The following is an 18,459-nucleotide window of genomic DNA, read 5'->3' on the forward strand; positions in this document are numbered from 1 at the left end:
GCTGCCGCGCCCCGGCCGCTTCCCGCCCGGCGCCGCCTCATCACCGCCGGGGGGGCCGGGGCGCCGGGGCCGGGGTTCCACCGCGGGCCCCGGCGCCGCCGCTCACTGCACGACCGGGCCGCTCACTGCACGACCGGGCCGCTCACTGCACGACCGGACTGAACTGCACCGGCAGGGACGTCAGCCCCCGCATCCAGATGGACGGCCGCCAGGTCAACTCCTCCGGCTCCACGGCCAGCACCACGTCCGGCAGCCGCTCCAGCAGCGTCTCGATCGCCGTACGCGCGATGACATCGGCCAGCAGGGGCGCCGGATAGGGGCAGCGGTGCTCCCCGTTGCTGAAGGACAGATGCGAGGAGTTCTCGGCACCGATGTGGCCCTCGGGCCAGATCTGCGGATCGGTGTTGGCCGCCGCCAGCCCGAGCACCACACAGTCGCCCGCCCGGATCTGCCGGCCACCGAGCTGCGTGTCGCGCACCGCCCAGCGTCCGATGAAGTTCTGGGTGGGGGTGTCCAGCCAGAGCACCTCGTTGAGGGCCTGGCCGACGCTGAGGCGGCCGCCGGAGACGTTCAGCGCGAACCGGTCGTCGGTCAGCAGCAGACGCAGCGTGTTGCAGATCCAGTTCGCCGTCGGCTGCTGTGCCGCGGCGATGATCGAGATCAGGTCCTGGACGATCTCCTCGTCCGCCAGCCCCGCCGGATGCCGGAGCATCCGCGAGGTGACATCCGGACCCGGTGCGCCGCGCTTGTCCTTGACCAGACGCTGGATGCGTTCCTGCACACGTACGTACGCGGCCACCGGGTCGTCGCCCTCGGCCGCGTCCAGCGAGATCTGCAGATCGCGTACGAGGTCGTCGGTGTCGGAACCCCGCGCGGGCATCCCGCACATCTGGACCGCGGCGCGCATGGGCAGGGCGTGGGCGTACGCGGACATCAGCTCGGCCTGCCCGCTGCCCGCGAAGCCGTCGATCAGCTGGTCGGCGATCCGCGTGCTCCAGTGGGCCAGTTCGAACTGGTCGACCGACTCGAGCGCCTCGGTGATGACGCCCGCCCGCCGCTGGTGCTCGGCTCCCTCGGCGAACAGGACCGAGGGCTGGTAGCCGACGAACGGCATCAGGGGCCAGTCGGCGGGGATGTTCTCCCACTGGTTCCAGCGCCGGGAGTCCCGGGCGAACAGGTCGTCGTGGCTGGTCACATAGGAGACCTCGGCGTAACCGAGCACCAGCCAGGCGGGGATGTCCCCGTCGAGCAGGATCGGAGCCACCGCACCCTGCTCACGGCGCATCGAGCGGTACAGCTCGGAGGGGCTCTGCTGGTACTCCAGGCCGCTGAGGCGGATCGCCCCCACATGAGCGGGGCAGCCCGGCGGCGGGGACGGCGCGGGTTCGGGTACGGCGGGGTCGGTCATGGTGTCATCTCCCGTGCCATGGCCAGTTCATGAAGGTGGTCGACAAGGCTGATCAGGACGTGCTTGCCGGACGAGCGGACCCGGGCGTCGCAGTCGATCAGCGGCACATGCGGGGCGAGCGACAGCGCCTGGCGTATCTCGTCCAGCGAGAAGGCGGCCATGTCGTCGTCGAAGCGGTTGACCGCCACCACGAACGGCGTCCGGTGGTGCTCGAGCCGGTCGATCGCGTACCAGGAGTCGCTCATGCGCCGGGTGTCCACCAGCACCACGGCACCCAGGGTGCCGGTGAAGAGGCGGTCCCACAGGAACCAGAAACGCTCCTGTCCGGGAGCGCCGAACAAGTACAGGACCATGCGGTCGTTGAGGCTGATCCGGCCGAAGTCGAAGGCGACGGTGGTGGTCGTCTTGGTGGCGAGACCGGCGGTCTCGTCGACGCCGACACCCGCCTGCGTCATGACTTCCTCGGTGTTCAGCGGCCGGATCTCGCTGACCGACTTCACCAGCGTGGTCTTGCCGACCCCGAAACCACCCACGATCACGATCTTCAACCCGGTCTCGGCCGAGTCGACGAGCGGGGTGCGGGCAGGCAGTTCAGAGGTTGCGGAGTCCATGGAGCACCTCCTTCAAGAGGGCCGAGTCCGGCAGATCGACGAGCGAGCGGGCGGCCCGCGGATGACGGGCCGTGATACGCCCCGTCGCCAGCAGGTCGCCCAGCAGGATCCGTACGACCGTCACCGGCAGCTTCAGCTCCGCCGACAACTCGACGACCGCGGTCGGATGACGGCACAGGTCGAGGATCCGCACGTGCTCCGACTGCATCCCGAGCGTCGGCTCGCACTCGCTGACGATCAGCGTCACCAGGTCGAACGCGTCGTCGTCGGCGCGGCTGCGGCCCCCCGTGACCGTGTAGAGCCGGTCCGGATCACCCGTGTCGACGGGTTTGCGGGTCATGAGAGCGGACTCTCCGGGGCCGGCACCCGCGGTTCCGCCCGCAGATGCTCGCCGATCTGCTCCACCAGGTCGGTCATCTGGTGGCCGACCACGCCGGGATCGGCGCCGTCCTCCGCGACGACCGCCAGATGGGCACCGTCGCCGGCCTCCACGATGAACAGCAGTCCGCCGTGGAACTCGGTCATCGAATGCCGTACGCCACCGCTGCCGTTGCCGAACTCGACCGACGCCCCCTGGGCCAGCGCCTGGATGCCCGAGCAGATCGCGGCCAGCTGATCGGCCTGGTCGAGCGTCAGATGCCGGGTCCAGCACAGCTTGAGCCCGTCGCGGGAGAGCACCAGGGCGTGCCGGGTGCCCGGAGTGCGTTCGAGAAGGCTTTCCAGTAGCCAGGTCAGGCTGTTGTCAGTGGTCTGCATCGTCTGCGTGGGGCGGATGCGTCCCGGTGATCCGGTCATCCGCCCGTGCCTCCTTCTCTCACGTCGTGTAACGGGGGTGGCGCCATGACCCGGGCGCCGGCGGGGCGGATCGCATCACTCCTCGGTGGGCCCTGCGGGCCGGTCCTCCTGCGCCTTGCGGGCGCGGTGGAAGGCGCCGAACTGCGCACCGGCGTCACGGCCCGGGTCGCGCGCTGTGCCGGTCTCGCGGTCGGGCGCGGTGTTTCCCCTGCCGGGGCCGGCCGGCTCGCGGCCGCGGTCGGCGGCGGCCATGGTGCGACCCGGCGGCCGTACGGGCAGGCCGTTCGGCGTCGCCACCCGAGGCCCGGACCGGGCCGGGAAGGGGGTGCCCCCGGCGGCCACGGAACCGGGTGCTGCCGCGCCCGAGCCGGAGGTGGTGGGGGCGTCGGGCGTCCGCTCCACCGTGTCGGGGGTGGCGCGGTGGATCGTCGTCTCCGGTGCCGCGCTGCGCTGCTGGGCCAGCAGCTGCGGCGGGAACAGCACCACGACGCCGGTGCCGCCGCGGGAGGAGGGCCGGAAGTTGACGCTCATCCGGTATTTGGCGGCGAGCCGGCCCACCACGGCGAGCCCGAGCCGGGTGCCCTGGAGGGCCGCGAGGTCGTTGACCCGGCCCGACACGGCCTCCTCAGCCCGCCGCATGGCGGCGTCGGCCATCTTCAGACCGCTGTCCTCGATCGTGACGACCAGGCCGGCGGTGCGCTCCTCGACATAGACGTGGACCTCGTCGATGGGCGGCGAGAAGTTCGCCGCGTTGTCCATCAGTTCGGCCAGCAGATGCATGACGCCCTCGGCGGCGAAGCCGGCGATCGCGGCGGTGCTGGAGGAGTGCAGGCGCACCCGCTGATAGGCCGCGATCCGGCCCACCGCACCGCGCAGGATGCTCTCCATGCCGATCGGCTTGTTCCACGAACGACTCGACCGACCGCCCATGAGAAGCGCGAGGCGGTCGGTCAGCAGACCGAGCTGCGAGGTGTTGTGGTCGAGCTTGAGCAGATCGCCGAACACCTCTTCGCCGTGACGATCCTGCATCTCCCGCAGGTCGGCGAGCATGCTCACGGCCTTGGCCTGAACCCGGCTCAGCGCCTTGGCGCTCGCGCCCTGGGCGGCCGCCGCACGCCGCTCACTGACGGCGAACTCCCGGACCACGGCGTCCAGGATCACCCGCAGCCGGGCGTCGGCGGGCCGCTCGAGCTCGCCGAGGACCGTGTCGGCCGAGGCTCCGCTGCGCAGATGTTCGAAGGCGCCGGGCAGCGTCACCGTGGTCAGCCGGTCCAGGTCGTCGGCCGCCTGAGCCAACTGGCGTACGGCGGAGGCGCTGTTGGCGGCCGAGGTCTCGGCCCGGCGCTCGCCGGCCCCGAGCTCGGTGGCGAACACCTGGAGCAGGCGCCGCAGTTGTGGATCGGTCGGCGGCGTGGTGCCGGCGAGGGTGTCCTCGGAGTTCTCCCCGTCACGCAACCGCTTCACGACCGAGGGGAGCGTGACGTTCACCAGATGGGCGGACTCGGCGGTGGTCTGGGCCGACTGGGCCTGCACCGCCCGCAGTTCACCGGCGGCGGCCATCGCCGTGGCGCGCAGCCGGCGCGAGCTCAGCGCCGTCACGACGACGGTGGCCGCCACCCACACCCAGGCGACGCCCACGGTCGCCGCGACCCAGTTCCTGGCCGCGTCGGGTGCCGTGGCGATCACCGCGCCGGCGGCCGCGCCGGCCACCACCACGGCGGCCAGCGGTACGACGAGGGGCAAGGGCCGTCGGGTTCGTATCCTGTGCGGTTTCCGGGCGACTGGCACTGACATTCCGCGATCCCTCGCTGCTTGAGTCCGGGGAAGAAGACGAGGCCGACTGGCGCGCATCGGCCGACCACATGCCGTACAGGCACCGTAAGTTGACGGTGATCTTCCGTACGCATGTGGCGCTCATGCTAGTCACGCGCCGATGCCCGGGAGCCCCGAGAAGCCGGACTGCCCACGGAACGGAGGACTTAGTCCCGAAGTCACTGTCGCGTCCCGGTGGACGTGGTAGACAGCGTTTTCCTCCCGGCGGCCCGTGTGCCGCCGGAAACGGTGCCGAAGACCTCGTGGCCGCTGTTGCTTCTGTGCCGAATGGGATGCGCGAGACCACGACACCGCCCGTCCGAGCGGCGCTTTCCGGCCATCCCGGTACGGGGTGCACGGGCAGAACGGCCCCCGCGGCGTCCCGTCGGCGGACTCCGTGGGGCGAACATCACAGCGCGGTGCTCCGATCGGCCGCGAGCGGGCCGACTACCGTGTGCGGGTGCCGAAGAACAGAAACACGTTCTCATCGCCCGCCGCCTGGTGGCGTGGCGTTCTCGCCCGTGCCCTCCACCGGGGCTGGCGCTGGGCACAGGACGCCGGTGCCGTCACCGCCGACCACCCCGGCAGGCTGCGCTTCCGCAGCATCGGCCACGGCACGCGTCTCGCCTTCCCGCAGGGCACCGTGTTCGGAGAGGCGTGGATCGAACTCGGGGACCACTGCATCATCGGCGAGCAGGTCACCCTGACCGCGGGGATGATGCCCGACCTCGATCTCGGCACGGAGCCGATCCTGACCCTGGGCGACGGTGTGGTGCTCGGCCGCGGCAGCCATGTCATCGCCGACACGAGGGTGTCCATCGGCTCCGACACCTACTGCGGTCCGTACGTCTACATCACCTCGACCAACCACAGTTACGACGATCCGCACGAGCCGGTCGGCAAGCAGTGGCCCCGGACCGAGCCGGTGACGATCGGACCGGGGTGCTGGCTGGGCACCGGCGCGGTGGTGCTGCCCGGCGCACGCCTCGGCCGCAATGTCGTGGTCGCCGCCGGCGCCGTCGTCCGGGGCGAGGTCCCCGACCACTCCGTGGTCGCCGGGGCGCCGGCCCGCGTGGTCAGGAGCTGGGACCCGGTCCTCGGCTGGCAGCCGCCGCTGCGAACTCCCGCGCCGGTGCCGATCCCGGACGGCGTCACGCCCGAGCAGCTGCTGGCGCTGGCGGAGCTGGAGGAGAGCTGAGCCCGGCGAGGCGCAAGCGGTACGAGGGCCGAGCCCGGCGGGCGTCCGGCAGGCCGGATGCGAGCCGCGTTCAGCCGGAGGCCAGCAGGACCGTGCCCACGAGCGCGAGCCCGGCCCCCGCCGCCTGGATCATCCGCAGCCGTTCCCGCAGCAGCAGCAGCGCGGCCAGCACCGTGACCACCGGGTAGAGGTTGGCGAGCACGGCCGCCACGGTCACCGGGCCCGTCTGGGCGGCGATGGAGTACGTACCGTTGGCCGCGACGTCTGCGAGGCCGACGAAGGCGAGGGCGGGGAGCGAGGACAGGACGACCTTCATCCCGCCGTCCTCCGGCAGGGCCCGCCCGCCGCGCTTCACCGACACGTACAGCGCCGTGCCGCCCACGGTCACATTGGTGACGCGCTGCACGAACAGAGCCAGGAACAGGCCGGTGAGGGTGGTCGACGCCTCGGCGATGAGGGCCATGACGGCGCCGAACCCGAAGGCGGCCGTCAGGGTCAGCAGGATCGCCTGCCGCTGCACGGCCGCACCCCGCAGCTCCGGACCGCCGGCCAGCACGATGCCGACCACGGCCACGCCGATCCCGGCGAACTGGATCAGGCCGGGCCGCTCGCCCAGTACGAGGCCGACGCCCACGGGAACGGCCACACCCAGCGAGCCGAGGGGCGAGACCACACCCATGGGGCCGAGGGCGAGCGCCTTGTAGAAGGAGAGCATCGCGACGGGCCCGACGACGCCGGCGCCCACCGCGTACCAGAGCTGGTGACCCGCCTCGTGCAGGCCGCCCGTGGCGACGACGATCACGCCGAGGACCACGACCGCGATCGACTGCGAGACCACCACGACGGTGAGGGCGGGAGTCCGCCGGGTCAGCAGTCCGCCGCCGAAGTCCGCGAGGCCCCACAGCACGCTGGTGGCCAGGGCGAACAGTGCGGTCATGGGGGCCTCGCAGTACAGTGCGGTGAACGTTTGGGTGCACCACACCGTAGTGCAAGATATTGAACTATGTCATCCAGAATAATGGACGGAACGTGTCGGATCTCGACCAGCTCACGCAGTCGCTCGCCCGTAACCTCAAACGCTGGCGCGGCGAGCGGGGGCTCACGCTCGACGCTCTCGCCGCCCGCGCGGGGGTCAGCCGCGGCATGATCATCCAGATCGAGCAGGCGCGCACCAACCCGAGCGTCGGGACCACGGTGAAGCTCGCCGACGCGCTCGGCGTCAGCATCACCACGCTCCTCGACTACGAGCAGGGGCCGCAGGTCCGCGTCGTCCCGCCGGACCAGGCCGTACGGATGTGGTCGACCTCCACCGGCAGCTTCACCACGCTGCTGGTCGGCACCGAGAAGCGAGGACCTCTGGAGCTGTGGGCCTGGGAGCTGATGCCCGGCGACCGCAGCGAGTCCGACGCGCACCCGGACGGGACGATCGAACTCCTCCACGTCACCGCGGGGGACCTCACCCTGCTGGTCGACGGCGCCCCGCACGCGGTGCCCGCCGGTTCCTCCGCCACGTTCGAGGCGAACGTCCCCCACGGATACCGGAACGACGGGACCGAGAAGGTCGTGATGACCATGGCCGTCTCCATCCCGCCCGTCCGCTGAGACGCCCGTCCGCCCCGCCGCGGGCCGCTGCTATTTTTCCGCCCATGCGCGCCCCCATCGGAAACTTCCCCGACGCCCGCCCCGCACCGGACTGCCTCGACATCCTGGCCGCCCCGGTCGCCGACGCCGTCCGCGGCTGGCAGGGCGAGGTCCCGGCGGACCAGCTGATCTACGTGGACACGGACCCGGAGATCGCGGACACGGCCGTGTTCGTGGAGCACTACGGCCAGGAACTGCTCGAACAGTCGGCGAACTGCGTGGTCGTCGCGGGCAGACGAGGCGGCGAGTCCACCCTCGCGGCGTGCGTCGTGCTGTCGAGCACGCGGGTCGACGTGAACGGGGTCGTCCGCAAGCAACTGGGCGCGCGCAAGGCGTCGTTCGCGTCGATGGACACCGCGACGGGCGAGACGGGCATGGAGTACGGCGGCATCACCCCGATCGGACTCCCGGAGAGCTGGCCCGTGCTGGTGGACGCGGCGGTCGTCGACATCCCGTGGGTGCTGATCGGCAGCGGACGCAGGCGGGGGAAGCTGATCGTGCCGGGGAAGGTGTTCGCGGGGCCGGCGGGGACGACCGTTCTTGCCGGGTTGGGGATCTGACCCTCGGACACCGGCAAGCCGCCATCGGCGACGAGCCCCACCCGCCCCCCCCTCGTTCACCCCAGTCGCGGGATCTCGATCGCCGGGCAGCGGTCCATCACCATGTCCAGCCCCGCCGCGCGCGTGCGGTCGTACGCCGCGGGGTCGATCACGCCCAGCTGGAACCAGACCGCCTTCGCGCCCGCCGCCACCGCCTCGTCCGCCACCGCGCCCGCGAGGTCCGCGTTGACGAAGACGTCGACCACGTCGACCTCGAAGGGGATGTCGGCGAGTGAGGCGTAGCCCTGCTCGCCGTGGACCGTCTCGGCCTTGGGGTGGACCGGCACGATGCGCTTGCCGAAGCGCTGGAGGACGTCGGCGACGCCGTACGCCGCCCGCGACGTGTTGTTGGACAGGCCCACCACGGCCCATGTGTCACCCGTCGAGGTCAGAATCCTGCGGATCGTCTCTGTGTCTGCGTCCATGACACCGACAACCGGGGAGTCTCGCGGAGCATTCCCCTCCGGGCGCCGCATAGGGTGGCCGGATGCAGGAGCAGTACCGGACGGTCGCCCGTGAGGGTGTGCACGAGACAGAGATCAACCGATCGCGCTTCATCTGCGCGCTCGCGCCCGCGGCGACCGAGGAGGAGGCACAGGCCTTCGTCGCCCGGGTCCGCAAGGAGCACCCGGCCGCTTCGCACAACTGCTTCGCCTATGTCATCGGGGCCGACGCCGCCGCCCAGAAGGCGAGTGACGACGGCGAGCCCGGCGGTACGGCCGGTGTTCCCATGCTCCAGATGCTGATGCGGCGTGATGTCCGCTATGTCGTCGCTGTCGTCACGCGGTACTACGGCGGTGTCAAGCTCGGCGCCGGCGGGCTGATCCGGGCCTACGGGGGAGCGGTCGGCGAAGCACTCGACGCGCTCGGGACGCTCACCCGGCAGCGCTTCCGGCTCGCCACCGTCACCGTCGACCACCAGCGCGCGGGCAAGCTCGAGAACGATCTGCGGGCCACCGGACGCGATGTGCGCGAGGTGCGGTACGCGGAGGCCGTCACCTTCGAGATCGGTCTGCCCGACGCAGACGTCGAGGCGTTCCGCGGCTGGCTCGCGGACGCCACCGCGGGTACCGCGGGGCTGGAGTTGGGCGGTGAGGCGTATGGGGACGCCTGATTCCGCACGTGATGTCCGACCCCACCGTTACTCTCGGGGATCATGAGATTCCTGCACACGTCGGACTGGCACCTGGGGCGCTCGCTCCACCGGGTGAGCATGCTCGACGCCCAGGCCGCGTTCCTCGACCACCTGGTGGCGACGGTTCGCGAACGCGACGTGGACGCGGTGCTGGTGGCGGGAGACGTGTACGACCGGGCGGTGCCGCCGCTCACCGCCGTCGAGTTGTTCGACGACGCACTGCACCGGCTGGCGGCTGTCGGCGTGCCGACCGTCATGATCTCCGGGAACCACGACTCCGCGCGCCGCCTCGGGGTGGCAGCGGGACTCATCGAGCGGGCCGGGATACATCTGCGTACCGACCCGGCAGGGTGCGACACCCCCGTGGTCCTCGCGGACGACCACGGAGAGGTCGCCTGCTACGGGCTGCCGTATCTGGAACCGGCCCTGGTGAAGGACGAGTTCAAAACCGACAGAACACACCACGAAGCCGTCATCGGTGCGGCGATGGACCGGGTCAGGGCCGACCTCGCGACCCGTCCGGCCGGTGCGCGCTCACTCGTGCTGGCGCACGCGTTCGTCGCCGGCGGCCAGGAGAGCGACAGCGAACGGGACATCACCGTCGGCGGCGTGGCGGCGGTGCCGGCCGGAGTGTTCGACGGCGTCGACTATGTCGCGCTCGGGCATCTGCACGGCGCCCAGACCATCACCGAGCGCGTGCGCTACTCCGGTTCGCCGCTCGCCTACTCCTTCTCCGAGGCGGCCCACCGCAAGTCCATGTGGCTCGTCGACCTCGGCGCCGCCGGTGAGGTCGACGCCGAGCGCATCGACTGCCCCGTCCCGCGGCCCCTCGCGCGGCTGCGCGGACACCTCGAAGACCTGCTCGACGACCCGGCGCTCGCCGCACACGAGCAGTCGTTCGTCGAGGCCACGCTCACCGACCCGGTGCGGCCGGCCGACCCGATGGCGCGCCTCACCGAGCGCTTCCCGTACGCGTTGAGCCTCGTCTTCGAACCCGAGCGCGCCGAGGAGGACGCCGTCGCCTCGTACGCCGAGAGGCTGAAGGGCCGCAGCGACCAGCAGATCGCGGAGGACTTCGTGGCCCATGTGCGGGGCAGCGGGCCCGACGAGCGCGAGCGCACGGTGCTGCGCGGAGCGTTCGACGACGTCCGTGTGGACGACACCGTGCGCGAGGTGGCCGGGTGAGGCTGCACCGGCTGACCGTCGCCGCCTTCGGCCCCTTCGGCGCCGACCAGGAGGTCGACTTCGACACGCTGTCCGCCGCAGGGATCTTCCTGCTCCACGGGCCGACCGGCGCCGGCAAGACCTCGGTGCTCGACGCCGTGTGCTTCGCGCTGTACGGCGCGGTGCCCGGGGCCCGGCAGAGCCCGGGGGCCTCGCTGCGCAGCGACCACGCCGTGGCCGGCACCTTCACCGAGGTGCTGCTCGAACTGACCGTCGGCGGACGGCGGTTGGAGATCCGCCGCCGCCCGGCACAGCTCCGGCCGAAGAAGAACGGCAAGGGGTTCACCACCGAGCGCGCACAGAGCTGGCTGCGCGAGTACGACGCACCGAGCGGCGAGTGGCAGGCGCTGAGCCGCTCCCACCAGGAGATCGGCGAGGAGCTCACCCAGCTCGTCGGCATGAGCCGCGACCAGTTCTGCCAGGTGGTGCTGCTGCCGCAGGGCGACTTCGCCCGCTTCCTGCGCGCCGACGCCGAGGCCCGCGGCAAGCTGCTGGGCCGGCTCTTCGACACCCGCCGTTTCGCCGCCGTCGAGGACCGGCTCGCCGACCAGCGGCGCGCCGCGGAGCAACAGGTGAAAGCCGGGGACGAACGACTCCTCGCGATCGCCCACAAGATGGAGCAGGAGGCAGGCGCCGTGGCCGGCGACTGGCCGCTGCCGCAACAGCAGCCCGGTGACCCGGGCCTGGCCGGCGCCGTGCTGGACTGGGCGGCGGTCGCCCGCGCGGGGGCCGGGGAGCGCCAGGACATCGCCGACTGCGCGCTGTCCGCCGCGGAGAGCCGGCAGGCGGCCGCGCGCCACGCGCTGGACGCCGAGCGTGAACTGCACCGGCTGCAGCAGCGGTACGGCGACGCGAAGCGCCGCCAGGAGGCCCTGGAGGCGCGCCGACCGGAGCGCGAGGCGCTGCACACCCGTATGGAACGGGGCCGCAAGGCCGAACGTGTGGCACCGGCGCTGCGGCTGCGGGACGACGCCGAGCGCGAGCACGGCAGCGCGAGCGAGGCGTGCGACCTCGCCCTGGCGGGGCTCCCGCCGGAGCTGCGGGAGGCCGGCGCGGAGCAACTGTCCGAGCTGGAAAGGAAACTGCGCCAGGACCTCGGCGGTCTCGACGCCGCCCGCAGGGCCGAGCGGCGCAGCGAGGAGATCGGACGCCAGCGAGCGGACCTCGACCGCCAGGCCCGGGCCGACGACGACATCCTCCAGGACGCGGCGGCGTGGCTGGCCGGCTGGGATTCGCTGCGTCGTCGTCACCAGGAGCACATCACGGCCGCCCAGGAGGCCGCCACGGCCGCCGAGCACCTGGCCGGCCGGCTCGACCCCGCCCGCCGCAGTCTGAAGGCCGCTGTGGAACGGGACCGGCTGGCCGTCCGTGCCGAAGGCGCAGCGGCGCGGCTGCGGACCGCACATGAGAGGGCCAACAGCGCCCGGGAGCGCTGGCTCGACCTCAAGGAACGCCGGCTGCGCGGCATCGCCGCCGAGCTGGCCGCGGGACTGCTGCCCGGCGAGCCCTGCGCCGTCTGCGGATCGCCGGACCATCCCGATCCGGCCCGCGCCGGGGAGGGGCACGTGGACCACTCGGCGGAGGAGTCCGCGTACGAGGGCTACACCCGGGCGGATGCCGCGAAAGCGGACGCGGAACGCGAACTGGCGGTGGTGCGCGAGTCGTTGGCCGCGGCGCGGGGAGCGGCCCGGGAGGGGACGAGCGAGGAGGCGGACCCGGCGTCCGGCGGAGAGGCGGACACGGTGTCCGCCGGTGCGGCGACGGATGGCGGTGCGCACGCCGTCGATCCCGACGTGTCCGAACTGCGGACCCTGGTCGAGCAGTTGGAACACGACTCTCAGCAGGCCCGCCGTCTGGCCTCCGGGATGCACGCCGCCCGGGAGGCGCTCGACCACGCCGAGCGGGAACACCAGGAGCGTCTCGCGGCACAGCAGGAGGCCGGCCGGCGCGCCGCGGCCCGGACCTCTGGCCGGGAAGCACTGGACCGCGAACAGGCGTCGCTGGCGGATGAGTTGGAGCGAGCGAGAGGCGGCGAGGCGACTGTCGCCGCGCACGCGGAGCTGCTGGAGCGTCGGGTCCGCCTGCTCACCGCGGCCGCCGAAGCCGTCCGTGCCGTCGATCTCACGGCCCAGCGGCTGAAGGACGCCGACGACCGGCTCGCCGACGCCGCGTTCCGCGCCGGGTTCGACACGCCCCGGGCCGCCGCCGAGGCGATGCTGAGCGACGCGGAGCACCGCGACCTCCAGCACCGTATCGACGGCTGGCAGACGGAGGCCGCCGCGGTCGCCGACCGGCTCGCCGAGGCGGACACCCAGGATGCGGCAGGACGTCCGCCGTCCGACCCCGAGTCCGCCCGTGCCGCGCACGACACAGCCGAACGCGCCCTGCGCGACGCCACATCCGTGCTCACGGCGGCCCGCGGCCGGACCGCCGAGCTCGGACGGCTCTCGCGCCAGGCCGTCGCCGAGGTGCTCCGCCTCGGCCCGCTGCGCGAGGAGTACGACCGGGTGGCACGGCTCGCCGGACTCACCGCGGGCACCTCCGCGGACAACGAGCGCAAGATGCGCCTGGAGTCGTACGTCCTCGCCGCCCGGCTCGAACAGGTCGCGGCGGCGGCCACCGCGCGGCTCCAGCGGATGTCGGCCGGCCGTTACACCCTGGTGCACTCCGACGCCCGCGCCGGAGGCAAGCGTTCGGGACTCGGACTGCATGTCGTCGACGCCTGGACGGGGAGCGAACGCGACACGGCGACGCTCTCCGGCGGCGAGACGTTCTTCGCCTCGCTCGCCCTCGCTCTCGGCCTCGCCGACGTGGTCACCGACGAGGCGGGCGGCGTACAGCTGGACACCCTCTTCATCGACGAGGGCTTCGGCAGCCTGGACGAGCAGACCCTCGACGAGGTCATCGACGTGCTCGACTCGCTGCGCGAGCGGGACCGCAGCGTCGGCATCGTCAGCCACGTCCCCGATCTGCGCCGCCGCATCCCCACCCAGCTCGAAGTGGTCAAGGAGCGGAACGGATCCGTGGTGCGGCTGCGGACGGCCCCGCTCAGCGGCTGATCGCCCGGCGCGGCAGCGGGGAGGAGTAGACGATGCTCGTCGTCACCGAGCCCAGCGCGCCGATCTTGCCCGAGACGGATTCGAGATGGCTCATGGACCGGGCGGCGACCTTCAGCACGAAGCAGTCGTCGCCGGTCACATGGTGCGCTTCGAGGATCTCGGGCGTCGTCTCCAGCAGGTCGTGGAAGGGCTTGTAGTTGCCGTTCGGATACCGCAGCCGTACGAAGGCGAGAATCGGCAGTCCGAGCCGCTCCTGGTCGACCACAGCGGTGTAGCCCGCGATGACGCCTGCCTCCTCCAGCCGCCGCACCCGCTCCGTCACGGCGCTCGCGGACATAGAGACCGTGCGGGCGAGCTCGGCGAAGCTGGCCCTGCCCTCGCTCTGCAGAGCCCGCAGAATGCGCCAGTCCGTGGCGTCCGGTGAATACGCGGTCATCCCTGAGAGATAACAGGGGAATCCCCGGCCGATCAAGAGCAGCGCCGGGAGATCTCCCTTCAGGCGCGCGTCGGCCGCTCGTAGATTCTCGGTCATGACAACGACGCAGCTCACCGCGCATTCCGTCCCGTCGAGCCCCACTCACTCCAACCCCGTACTTCGCGTCCCGCCGACGTCGCCCGCCGCTGCCGCCGCGTACTTCGGTGCCTCTCTCGCCTTCCACGCCGATGTCTCCGACGTGGACGCGGCGCTCGCGGCCGGCGGTGACCCGGGTTTCGTCGTCCTCGACTCACGGTCCACACGGTCCTGGGACCAGGGGCACGTCCCCGGAGCGGTCCATCTGCCGACCGCGCTGATCGCCGAGCAGGCAGGACAACTGCTCGACCCGGTGGTGCCGGTGGTCACCTACTGCTGGGGCCCCGGCTGCAACGGGGGAGCCCGTGCCGCGCTCGCCCTGGCCGAACTCGGCTACCAGGTCAAGGAGATGCTCGGCGGCTTCGAGTACTGGGTGAGGGAGGGATTCGCGTACGAGACATGGGAGGGCGCGGCGCAGCGCGAGGCCGACCCCCTGACCGCACCGGTCGGCGCGGACGACTGCGGTTGCTGAACCGGCGGCGGGCGACGCGGGTTGCGGAGGACCGTGGACGGTGGCCGCGCGCCGGTCGCAATCGGTGTGACACGGGCGGTGCGATCGAGCAGGATGACCTGCCATGCCCCGGATCCCGAACCCCGATGCCGCGTCGCTGCGGCGTGATCCACTGCCGCTGCGCGGCCGTACCGCCCTCGTCACCGGTGCCAGCCGGCGCGGCGGCATCGGCTACGCGGTCGCCCGCCGGCTCGCCGCGTACGGTGCGAGCGTCTATCTCCACCATCATGTTCCGCACGACGCGGCCCAGCCGTGGGGTGCGGACCCGGACGGGCCCCGCGCCGTGGCCGACGGGGTGCGCGAGGCACTCGGCGACCCGTCGGCGGTCGTCCTCCACGGCCCCGGCGATCTGTCGGACGCGGCCGCCCCGGCCGACCTCGTCGCCACCGCCACCGAAGCGCTCGGCGGCCGGCTCGACATTCTTGTCGCCAATCACGCTCTCAGCGGGGGCGACGGGCCTCTCGACGCGATCGACGCCGCCATGCTCGACGCCCACTGGGCGGTCGACGCGCGCTCGGTGATCCTCCTGGTCCAGGCGTACGCACGCCGGCGGGCCGCGCTGCCGGAGCGCACCCCGGGCGGCCGCGTGGTGATGATGACATCGGGCCAGGACATCGCCGGCGGGATGCCGCACGAGATGGCCTACGCCCTGGCCAAGGGCGCGCTCGCATCGGCGACCAGGTCGCTCGCCACGTCCCTCGGGGATCTGCTGGTGACCGTGAACACCGTCAACCCGGGGCCGGTGGACACGGACTACCTGGACGGCGAGGTGTACGAGGAGATCGCGGGGATGTTCCCGGCGGGCCGCTGGGGCATGCCCGACGACCCGGCACGGCTCATCGCGTGGCTGGCGACGGACGAGGCGGAGTGGATCACCGGCGAAGTGATCAACTCGGAGGGCGGGTTCCGGCGTTGAAGGCGGTGCCGCGTCCCGCCGCGGGAGGTGAGCCACTGGGGAGGCGGTCGGCTGTGAGCCCCGCGCGGGAGCGACGGGGCAGGCGGCGGAGGCACGCCGCGGTGCCGCGTCCCGGCCCGGCCGGCCGGCTTTCACCGGCCGCTCAGCGGGTGAGGCCTCCGCGGGCGGCCGGTCTCCTCGGGGAGCCCGGTCGCTCGGCAACGCGGTCACCCGGTCCGAACCGGCGGACCTCCTCCACCGGCCGAGCGGCCTGGTCTCTTGGAGGCCCCGCCGATCGGCCTGCTGCCACCGGACCCCACGCCCGCGGGCCCCAGGCCGCTCAGCGGGTGAGGCCTCCGCGGGCGGCCGGTCTCCTCGGGGAGCCCGGCGCTCGGCAACGCCGTCACCCGGTCCGAACCGGCGGACCTCCTCCGCCGTCCGAGCGGCCTGGTCTCTTGGAGGCCCCGCCGATCGGCCTGCTGCCACCGGACCCCACGCCTGCGGGCCCCAGGCCGCTCAGCGGGTGAGGCCCCTTCCACGGGCCGAGCGGCCGGCCCCCACAGCGGAGCCCGGCCGATCGGGCGGCTCTCGCAGGCCCGATCACCCGGCGGGCCCGCCCCAGCCGGGGCCGCCCGCTCGTAGCGCTGCGCCCCCGCCGAACCCGGCGGGCCCTCCTGCACCGACCGGGGCGCCGCGGCGCACCGTGCCGCCCGCCGGGCCCGCCTGCTCACAACTTCGAGAGCTCGTCCACCAGATCGTCCAGCCCCAGCGACCCCTGCGACAGCGCCGCCATGTGCCAGGCCTTCGCGTCGAACGACGCGCCGTGGTTCCGGCGCGCGTTCTCGCGGCCCAGCAGCCAGGCTCGTTCGCCGAGCTTGTAGCCGATCGCCTGCGCGGGCATCGAGAGGTACCGCGTCAGCTCGCTCTCCACGAAGTCCGCCGGCCGGCCACTGTGGTTGCCGAAGAACTCCTGTGCCAGTTCCGGCGTCCAGCGCTCTCCGGGGTGGAACGGCGAGTCGGCCGGGATCTCCAGCTCCAGGTGCATACCGATGTCCACGATCACCCGGCACGCGCGCATCATCTGGGCGTCCAGATAGCCGAGCCGGCGCTCGGGGTCGGGCAGGAAGCCCAGTTCGTCCATCAGCCGCTCCGCGTACAGGGCCCAGCCCTCGGCGTTCGCGCTGACCATGCCGACCGTGGCCTGATAGCGGGAGAGCTGGTCGGCGACGTGCACCCACTGCGCGATCTGCAGATGATGGCCCGGGACACCCTCGTGGTACCAGGTGGACACCAGGTCGTACACCGGGAAGCGCGTGGCGCCCATCGTCGGCAGCCACGTCTGGCCGATCCGGGTGAAGTCCTCCGAGGGACCCGTGTAGTACGGCGCCGCCGCTCCGCCCGGAGGCGCGATCCGGGACTCCACCTTGCGTACCCGCTCGGCGAGTTCGAAGTGGGTGCCGTCCAGCGCCTCGATCGCTTCGTCCATCAGGTTCTGGAGCCAGACCCGGACCTCTTCGACGCCCTCGATGTGCTCGCCGTGCACGTCGAGATGGGCCAGCGCCTCCCAAGGGCCCGCGCCGGGCAGGATCTTGGCGGCTTCCTTCTGCATCTCGGCCAGCAGGCGGTGGTATTCGGACCAGCCGTACGCGTACGCCTCGTCGAGGTCGAGATCGGTGCCGTTGAAGTAGCGGGACCAGCGGGCGTATCGCTCGCGACCCACGGTGTCCGGCGCGTCCGCGACAGCCGGGGCGTAGACGTCGCGCATCCAGTCGCGCAGCTCACCGAGGGCGGCGGTCGCCGTGCGGGCGGCGGCGTCGAGTTCGGCGCGCAGCGCGTCCGGGCCGTCCGCGACGATGTCCTCGAACCAGCTGCGGTCCGTGCCCAGCCACTCCGTCAGTTGCCCGATATGGGTCGTGGTAGCCCGCGGACCGCCGAACAGCTTGCGTTCCAGGCCCAGTTCGAGGGATTCCCGGTAGCCGCCGAGGGCGTGCGGGACGGCCCGCAGGCGCTGAGCCACCGCTGCCCAGTCCTCGTCGGTCTGCGTCGGCGTCACCGTGAAGACTTCGCGCACCGCGTGCACCGGGGAGCGCATGTTGCTGACGGTTCGCAGCCCTTCCTCCGCATCATGCACGGCCAGTTCGGCCGTCAGACGCTCTCGCAGCAGCCGTCCGCATCGCCGTTCCGCGTCCACGGCGGCACCCGGCAGTTTCTCGGCCTCGTCGAGCCGGGCGAGGGTCTCCCTGGCGAGTTCGGCGAATCGCTCCTGACCTGCGGGTGAGTAGTCGGGGAGCAGTCCGGCGCTCTCCTTGACTCCCAGATAACTTCCGACGGTCGGATCGAGTTCGATGAGCGCGTCGACGTAGGCGTCGGCGACCTGGCGGGGCAGCGGATGGCTGAGGGTGACAGACATGCGCACATCCTCATACGAGTGTGGCCTCCGCGTCACCATCGTCCCGGCTCAGCGGCATGTCATCGGCCGGATCGCTCACTGTCCGGCCGGCGGCAGCAGGGGCCCGCAGTCCCACTGCTGGAATATCAACCGGGTCTCCACACGGGCGACTTCCCGCTGAGACGTGAACTCGTCGATGACCAGGCGCTGGAGGTCGGCCGTGTCGGTCACCGCCACATGCACCAGATAGTCGTCCGGTCCGGTGAGATGGAACAGGGACAGCGATTCCGGCAGCGCGCGGATGCGCTCCACGAACGGCCCGATCAGCTCGCGCCGGTGCGGACGCACCTGCACCGACAGCAGGGCCTGGAGACCGCGGCCCAGCCGGGCCGGGTCGAGGGCCAGGCGGTGACCGAGGATCACGCCGGAGCGGCGCAGCCGCGTCACCCGGTCCAGGCAGGTGGACGGCGCGACTCCGACCTCCGCCGCCAGATCGCGGTACGTGGTCCGGGCGTCGTTCTGCAGAAGGCGGAGGATCTGCAGGTCGACCGGGTCCAGAGCGACAGATTCGGTCATTCATCGAACGTAGCACGGTCATCTGACGCTACCTT

The 18,459-nt window shown here is 72.3% G+C and carries 18 protein-coding genes; 8 read left to right on the forward strand and 10 right to left on the reverse strand.

Annotated features, from left to right (window positions below; all coding sequences use genetic code 11):
• Positions 1-142: 142 nt before the first annotated feature.
• The 5 genes from ACFWU3_RS19725 to ACFWU3_RS19745 all read right to left on the reverse strand — a co-directional run bounded on the left by ACFWU3_RS19725 (position 143) and on the right by ACFWU3_RS19745 (position 4,608).
• Positions 143-1,408: a cytochrome P450 gene (locus ACFWU3_RS19725; RefSeq protein WP_384438880.1), complete on the reverse strand. Its 1,266-nt coding sequence runs from the start codon at positions 1,406-1,408 to the stop codon at positions 143-145.
• On the reverse strand, positions 1,405-2,019 hold the full coding sequence (locus tag ACFWU3_RS19730; RefSeq protein WP_313947623.1) for an ATP/GTP-binding protein: 615 nt from the start codon (positions 2,017-2,019) through the stop codon (positions 1,405-1,407). The genes ACFWU3_RS19725 and ACFWU3_RS19730 overlap by 4 nt, the downstream gene beginning before the upstream one ends.
• On the reverse strand, positions 2,000-2,359 hold the full coding sequence (locus ACFWU3_RS19735) for a DUF742 domain-containing protein (RefSeq protein WP_356704662.1): 360 nt from the start codon (positions 2,357-2,359) through the stop codon (positions 2,000-2,002). Before ACFWU3_RS19735 ends, ACFWU3_RS19730 begins: the two co-directional genes overlap by 20 nt.
• Complete coding sequence (locus tag ACFWU3_RS19740; RefSeq protein WP_384438885.1) at positions 2,356-2,814, reverse strand: roadblock/LC7 domain-containing protein; 459 nt, start codon at positions 2,812-2,814, stop codon at positions 2,356-2,358. The genes ACFWU3_RS19735 and ACFWU3_RS19740 overlap by 4 nt, the downstream gene beginning before the upstream one ends.
• A gap of 75 nt (positions 2,815-2,889) precedes the next feature.
• Positions 2,890-4,608, reverse strand: a complete 1,719-nt coding sequence (locus ACFWU3_RS19745) for an ATP-binding protein (RefSeq protein WP_384438888.1) — start codon at positions 4,606-4,608, stop codon at positions 2,890-2,892.
• A 478-nt stretch (positions 4,609-5,086) separates the two neighbouring features.
• Between ACFWU3_RS19745 and ACFWU3_RS19750 the strand changes: the two genes are divergently transcribed.
• A complete protein-coding gene (locus ACFWU3_RS19750; protein ID WP_328859912.1) occupies positions 5,087-5,824 on the forward strand; it encodes an acyltransferase in 738 nt (245 codons plus the stop codon).
• Between the two features lie 70 nt (positions 5,825-5,894).
• On the opposite strand, the gene ACFWU3_RS19755 is transcribed toward ACFWU3_RS19750, so the two are convergent.
• Positions 5,895-6,761: an EamA family transporter gene (locus tag ACFWU3_RS19755; RefSeq protein ID WP_384438892.1), complete on the reverse strand. Its 867-nt coding sequence runs from the start codon at positions 6,759-6,761 to the stop codon at positions 5,895-5,897.
• Between the two features lie 92 nt (positions 6,762-6,853).
• Between ACFWU3_RS19755 and ACFWU3_RS19760 the strand changes: the two genes are divergently transcribed.
• Both ACFWU3_RS19760 and ACFWU3_RS19765 read left to right on the forward strand, forming a co-directional pair.
• Positions 6,854-7,426: a helix-turn-helix domain-containing protein gene (locus tag ACFWU3_RS19760; RefSeq protein WP_384438895.1), complete on the forward strand. Its 573-nt coding sequence runs from the start codon at positions 6,854-6,856 to the stop codon at positions 7,424-7,426.
• A 44-nt stretch (positions 7,427-7,470) separates the two neighbouring features.
• Positions 7,471-8,025: a YbaK/EbsC family protein gene (locus ACFWU3_RS19765; RefSeq protein ID WP_384438898.1), complete on the forward strand. Its 555-nt coding sequence runs from the start codon at positions 7,471-7,473 to the stop codon at positions 8,023-8,025.
• A gap of 56 nt (positions 8,026-8,081) precedes the next feature.
• On the opposite strand, the gene ACFWU3_RS19770 is transcribed toward ACFWU3_RS19765, so the two are convergent.
• Positions 8,082-8,489, reverse strand: a complete 408-nt coding sequence (locus ACFWU3_RS19770; protein ID WP_384438902.1) for a CoA-binding protein — start codon at positions 8,487-8,489, stop codon at positions 8,082-8,084.
• 62 nt (positions 8,490-8,551) lie between these two features.
• On the opposite strand from ACFWU3_RS19770, the gene ACFWU3_RS19775 reads away from it, so the two are divergent.
• From ACFWU3_RS19775 to ACFWU3_RS19785, 3 genes are read left to right on the forward strand one after another with little or no spacing between them, the layout of a single operon-like run.
• Positions 8,552-9,178: a YigZ family protein gene (locus ACFWU3_RS19775; RefSeq protein ID WP_384438905.1), complete on the forward strand. Its 627-nt coding sequence runs from the start codon at positions 8,552-8,554 to the stop codon at positions 9,176-9,178.
• A 42-nt stretch (positions 9,179-9,220) separates the two neighbouring features.
• Positions 9,221-10,384, forward strand: coding sequence for an exonuclease SbcCD subunit D (locus tag ACFWU3_RS19780; protein ID WP_384438907.1), 1,164 nt, complete (start codon positions 9,221-9,223; stop codon positions 10,382-10,384).
• Entirely contained in the window at positions 10,381-13,482 is a 3,102-nt protein-coding gene (locus ACFWU3_RS19785) for an AAA family ATPase (RefSeq protein ID WP_384438910.1), read from the forward strand. The genes ACFWU3_RS19780 and ACFWU3_RS19785 overlap by 4 nt, the downstream gene beginning before the upstream one ends.
• Here the strand turns inward: ACFWU3_RS19785 and ACFWU3_RS19790 are convergent.
• Positions 13,472-13,918 (reverse strand): Lrp/AsnC family transcriptional regulator, encoded by a 447-nt coding sequence (locus ACFWU3_RS19790; protein ID WP_384438913.1) that lies wholly within the window; start codon positions 13,916-13,918, stop codon positions 13,472-13,474. The genes ACFWU3_RS19785 and ACFWU3_RS19790 overlap by 11 nt on opposite strands.
• 94 nt (positions 13,919-14,012) lie before the next feature.
• On the opposite strand from ACFWU3_RS19790, the gene ACFWU3_RS19795 reads away from it, so the two are divergent.
• Both ACFWU3_RS19795 and ACFWU3_RS19800 read left to right on the forward strand, forming a co-directional pair.
• Positions 14,013-14,525, forward strand: a complete 513-nt coding sequence (locus tag ACFWU3_RS19795; protein ID WP_384438916.1) for a rhodanese-like domain-containing protein — start codon at positions 14,013-14,015, stop codon at positions 14,523-14,525.
• Between the two features lie 103 nt (positions 14,526-14,628).
• Positions 14,629-15,480, forward strand: a complete 852-nt coding sequence (locus tag ACFWU3_RS19800) for an SDR family oxidoreductase (protein ID WP_384438919.1) — start codon at positions 14,629-14,631, stop codon at positions 15,478-15,480.
• 706 nt (positions 15,481-16,186) lie between these two features.
• On the opposite strand, the gene ACFWU3_RS19805 is transcribed toward ACFWU3_RS19800, so the two are convergent.
• Together ACFWU3_RS19805 and ACFWU3_RS19810 are read right to left on the reverse strand one after the other, a co-directional pair.
• A complete protein-coding gene (locus tag ACFWU3_RS19805; protein WP_384438922.1) occupies positions 16,187-17,869 on the reverse strand; it encodes a DUF885 domain-containing protein in 1,683 nt (560 codons plus the stop codon).
• A 75-nt stretch (positions 17,870-17,944) separates the two neighbouring features.
• Positions 17,945-18,424 carry an Lrp/AsnC family transcriptional regulator gene (locus tag ACFWU3_RS19810; RefSeq protein ID WP_352204938.1) on the reverse strand — a complete coding sequence of 160 codons (480 nt, stop codon included), beginning with the start codon at positions 18,422-18,424 and terminating at the stop codon, positions 17,945-17,947.
• Positions 18,425-18,459: the final 35 nt, after the last annotated feature.

Source organism: Streptomyces sp. NPDC058685, assembly GCF_042714725.1.
In the GTDB taxonomy this organism is placed as follows: Bacteria; Actinomycetota; Actinomycetes; order Streptomycetales; family Streptomycetaceae; genus Streptomyces.

What these genes read in the sequence shown, in the direction of transcription:
- ACFWU3_RS19800 (WP_384438919.1), top strand. Translation starts at nt 14,629, where the DNA reads ATGCCCCGGATCCCGAACCCCGATGCCGCGTCGCTGCGGCGTGATCCA.
- ACFWU3_RS19775 (WP_384438905.1), top strand. Translation starts at nt 8,552, where the DNA reads ATGCAGGAGCAGTACCGGACGGTCGCCCGTGAGGGTGTGCACGAGACA.
- ACFWU3_RS19790 (WP_384438913.1), bottom strand. Translation starts at nt 13,918, where the DNA reads ATGACCGCGTATTCACCGGACGCCACGGACTGGCGCATTCTGCGGGCT.
- ACFWU3_RS19780 (WP_384438907.1), top strand. Translation starts at nt 9,221, where the DNA reads ATGAGATTCCTGCACACGTCGGACTGGCACCTGGGGCGCTCGCTCCAC.
- ACFWU3_RS19770 (WP_384438902.1), bottom strand. Translation starts at nt 8,489, where the DNA reads ATGGACGCAGACACAGAGACGATCCGCAGGATTCTGACCTCGACGGGT.
- ACFWU3_RS19740 (WP_384438885.1), bottom strand. Translation starts at nt 2,814, where the DNA reads ATGACCGGATCACCGGGACGCATCCGCCCCACGCAGACGATGCAGACC.
- ACFWU3_RS19735 (WP_356704662.1), bottom strand. Translation starts at nt 2,359, where the DNA reads ATGACCCGCAAACCCGTCGACACGGGTGATCCGGACCGGCTCTACACG.
- ACFWU3_RS19810 (WP_352204938.1), bottom strand. Translation starts at nt 18,424, where the DNA reads ATGACCGAATCTGTCGCTCTGGACCCGGTCGACCTGCAGATCCTCCGC.
- ACFWU3_RS19745 (WP_384438888.1), bottom strand. Translation starts at nt 4,608, where the DNA reads ATGTCAGTGCCAGTCGCCCGGAAACCGCACAGGATACGAACCCGACGG.
- ACFWU3_RS19765 (WP_384438898.1), top strand. Translation starts at nt 7,471, where the DNA reads ATGCGCGCCCCCATCGGAAACTTCCCCGACGCCCGCCCCGCACCGGAC.
- ACFWU3_RS19730 (WP_313947623.1), bottom strand. Translation starts at nt 2,019, where the DNA reads ATGGACTCCGCAACCTCTGAACTGCCTGCCCGCACCCCGCTCGTCGAC.
- ACFWU3_RS19725 (WP_384438880.1), bottom strand. Translation starts at nt 1,408, where the DNA reads ATGACCGACCCCGCCGTACCCGAACCCGCGCCGTCCCCGCCGCCGGGC.
- ACFWU3_RS19755 (WP_384438892.1), bottom strand. Translation starts at nt 6,761, where the DNA reads ATGACCGCACTGTTCGCCCTGGCCACCAGCGTGCTGTGGGGCCTCGCG.
- ACFWU3_RS19795 (WP_384438916.1), top strand. Translation starts at nt 14,013, where the DNA reads ATGACAACGACGCAGCTCACCGCGCATTCCGTCCCGTCGAGCCCCACT.
- ACFWU3_RS19805 (WP_384438922.1), bottom strand. Translation starts at nt 17,869, where the DNA reads ATGTCTGTCACCCTCAGCCATCCGCTGCCCCGCCAGGTCGCCGACGCC.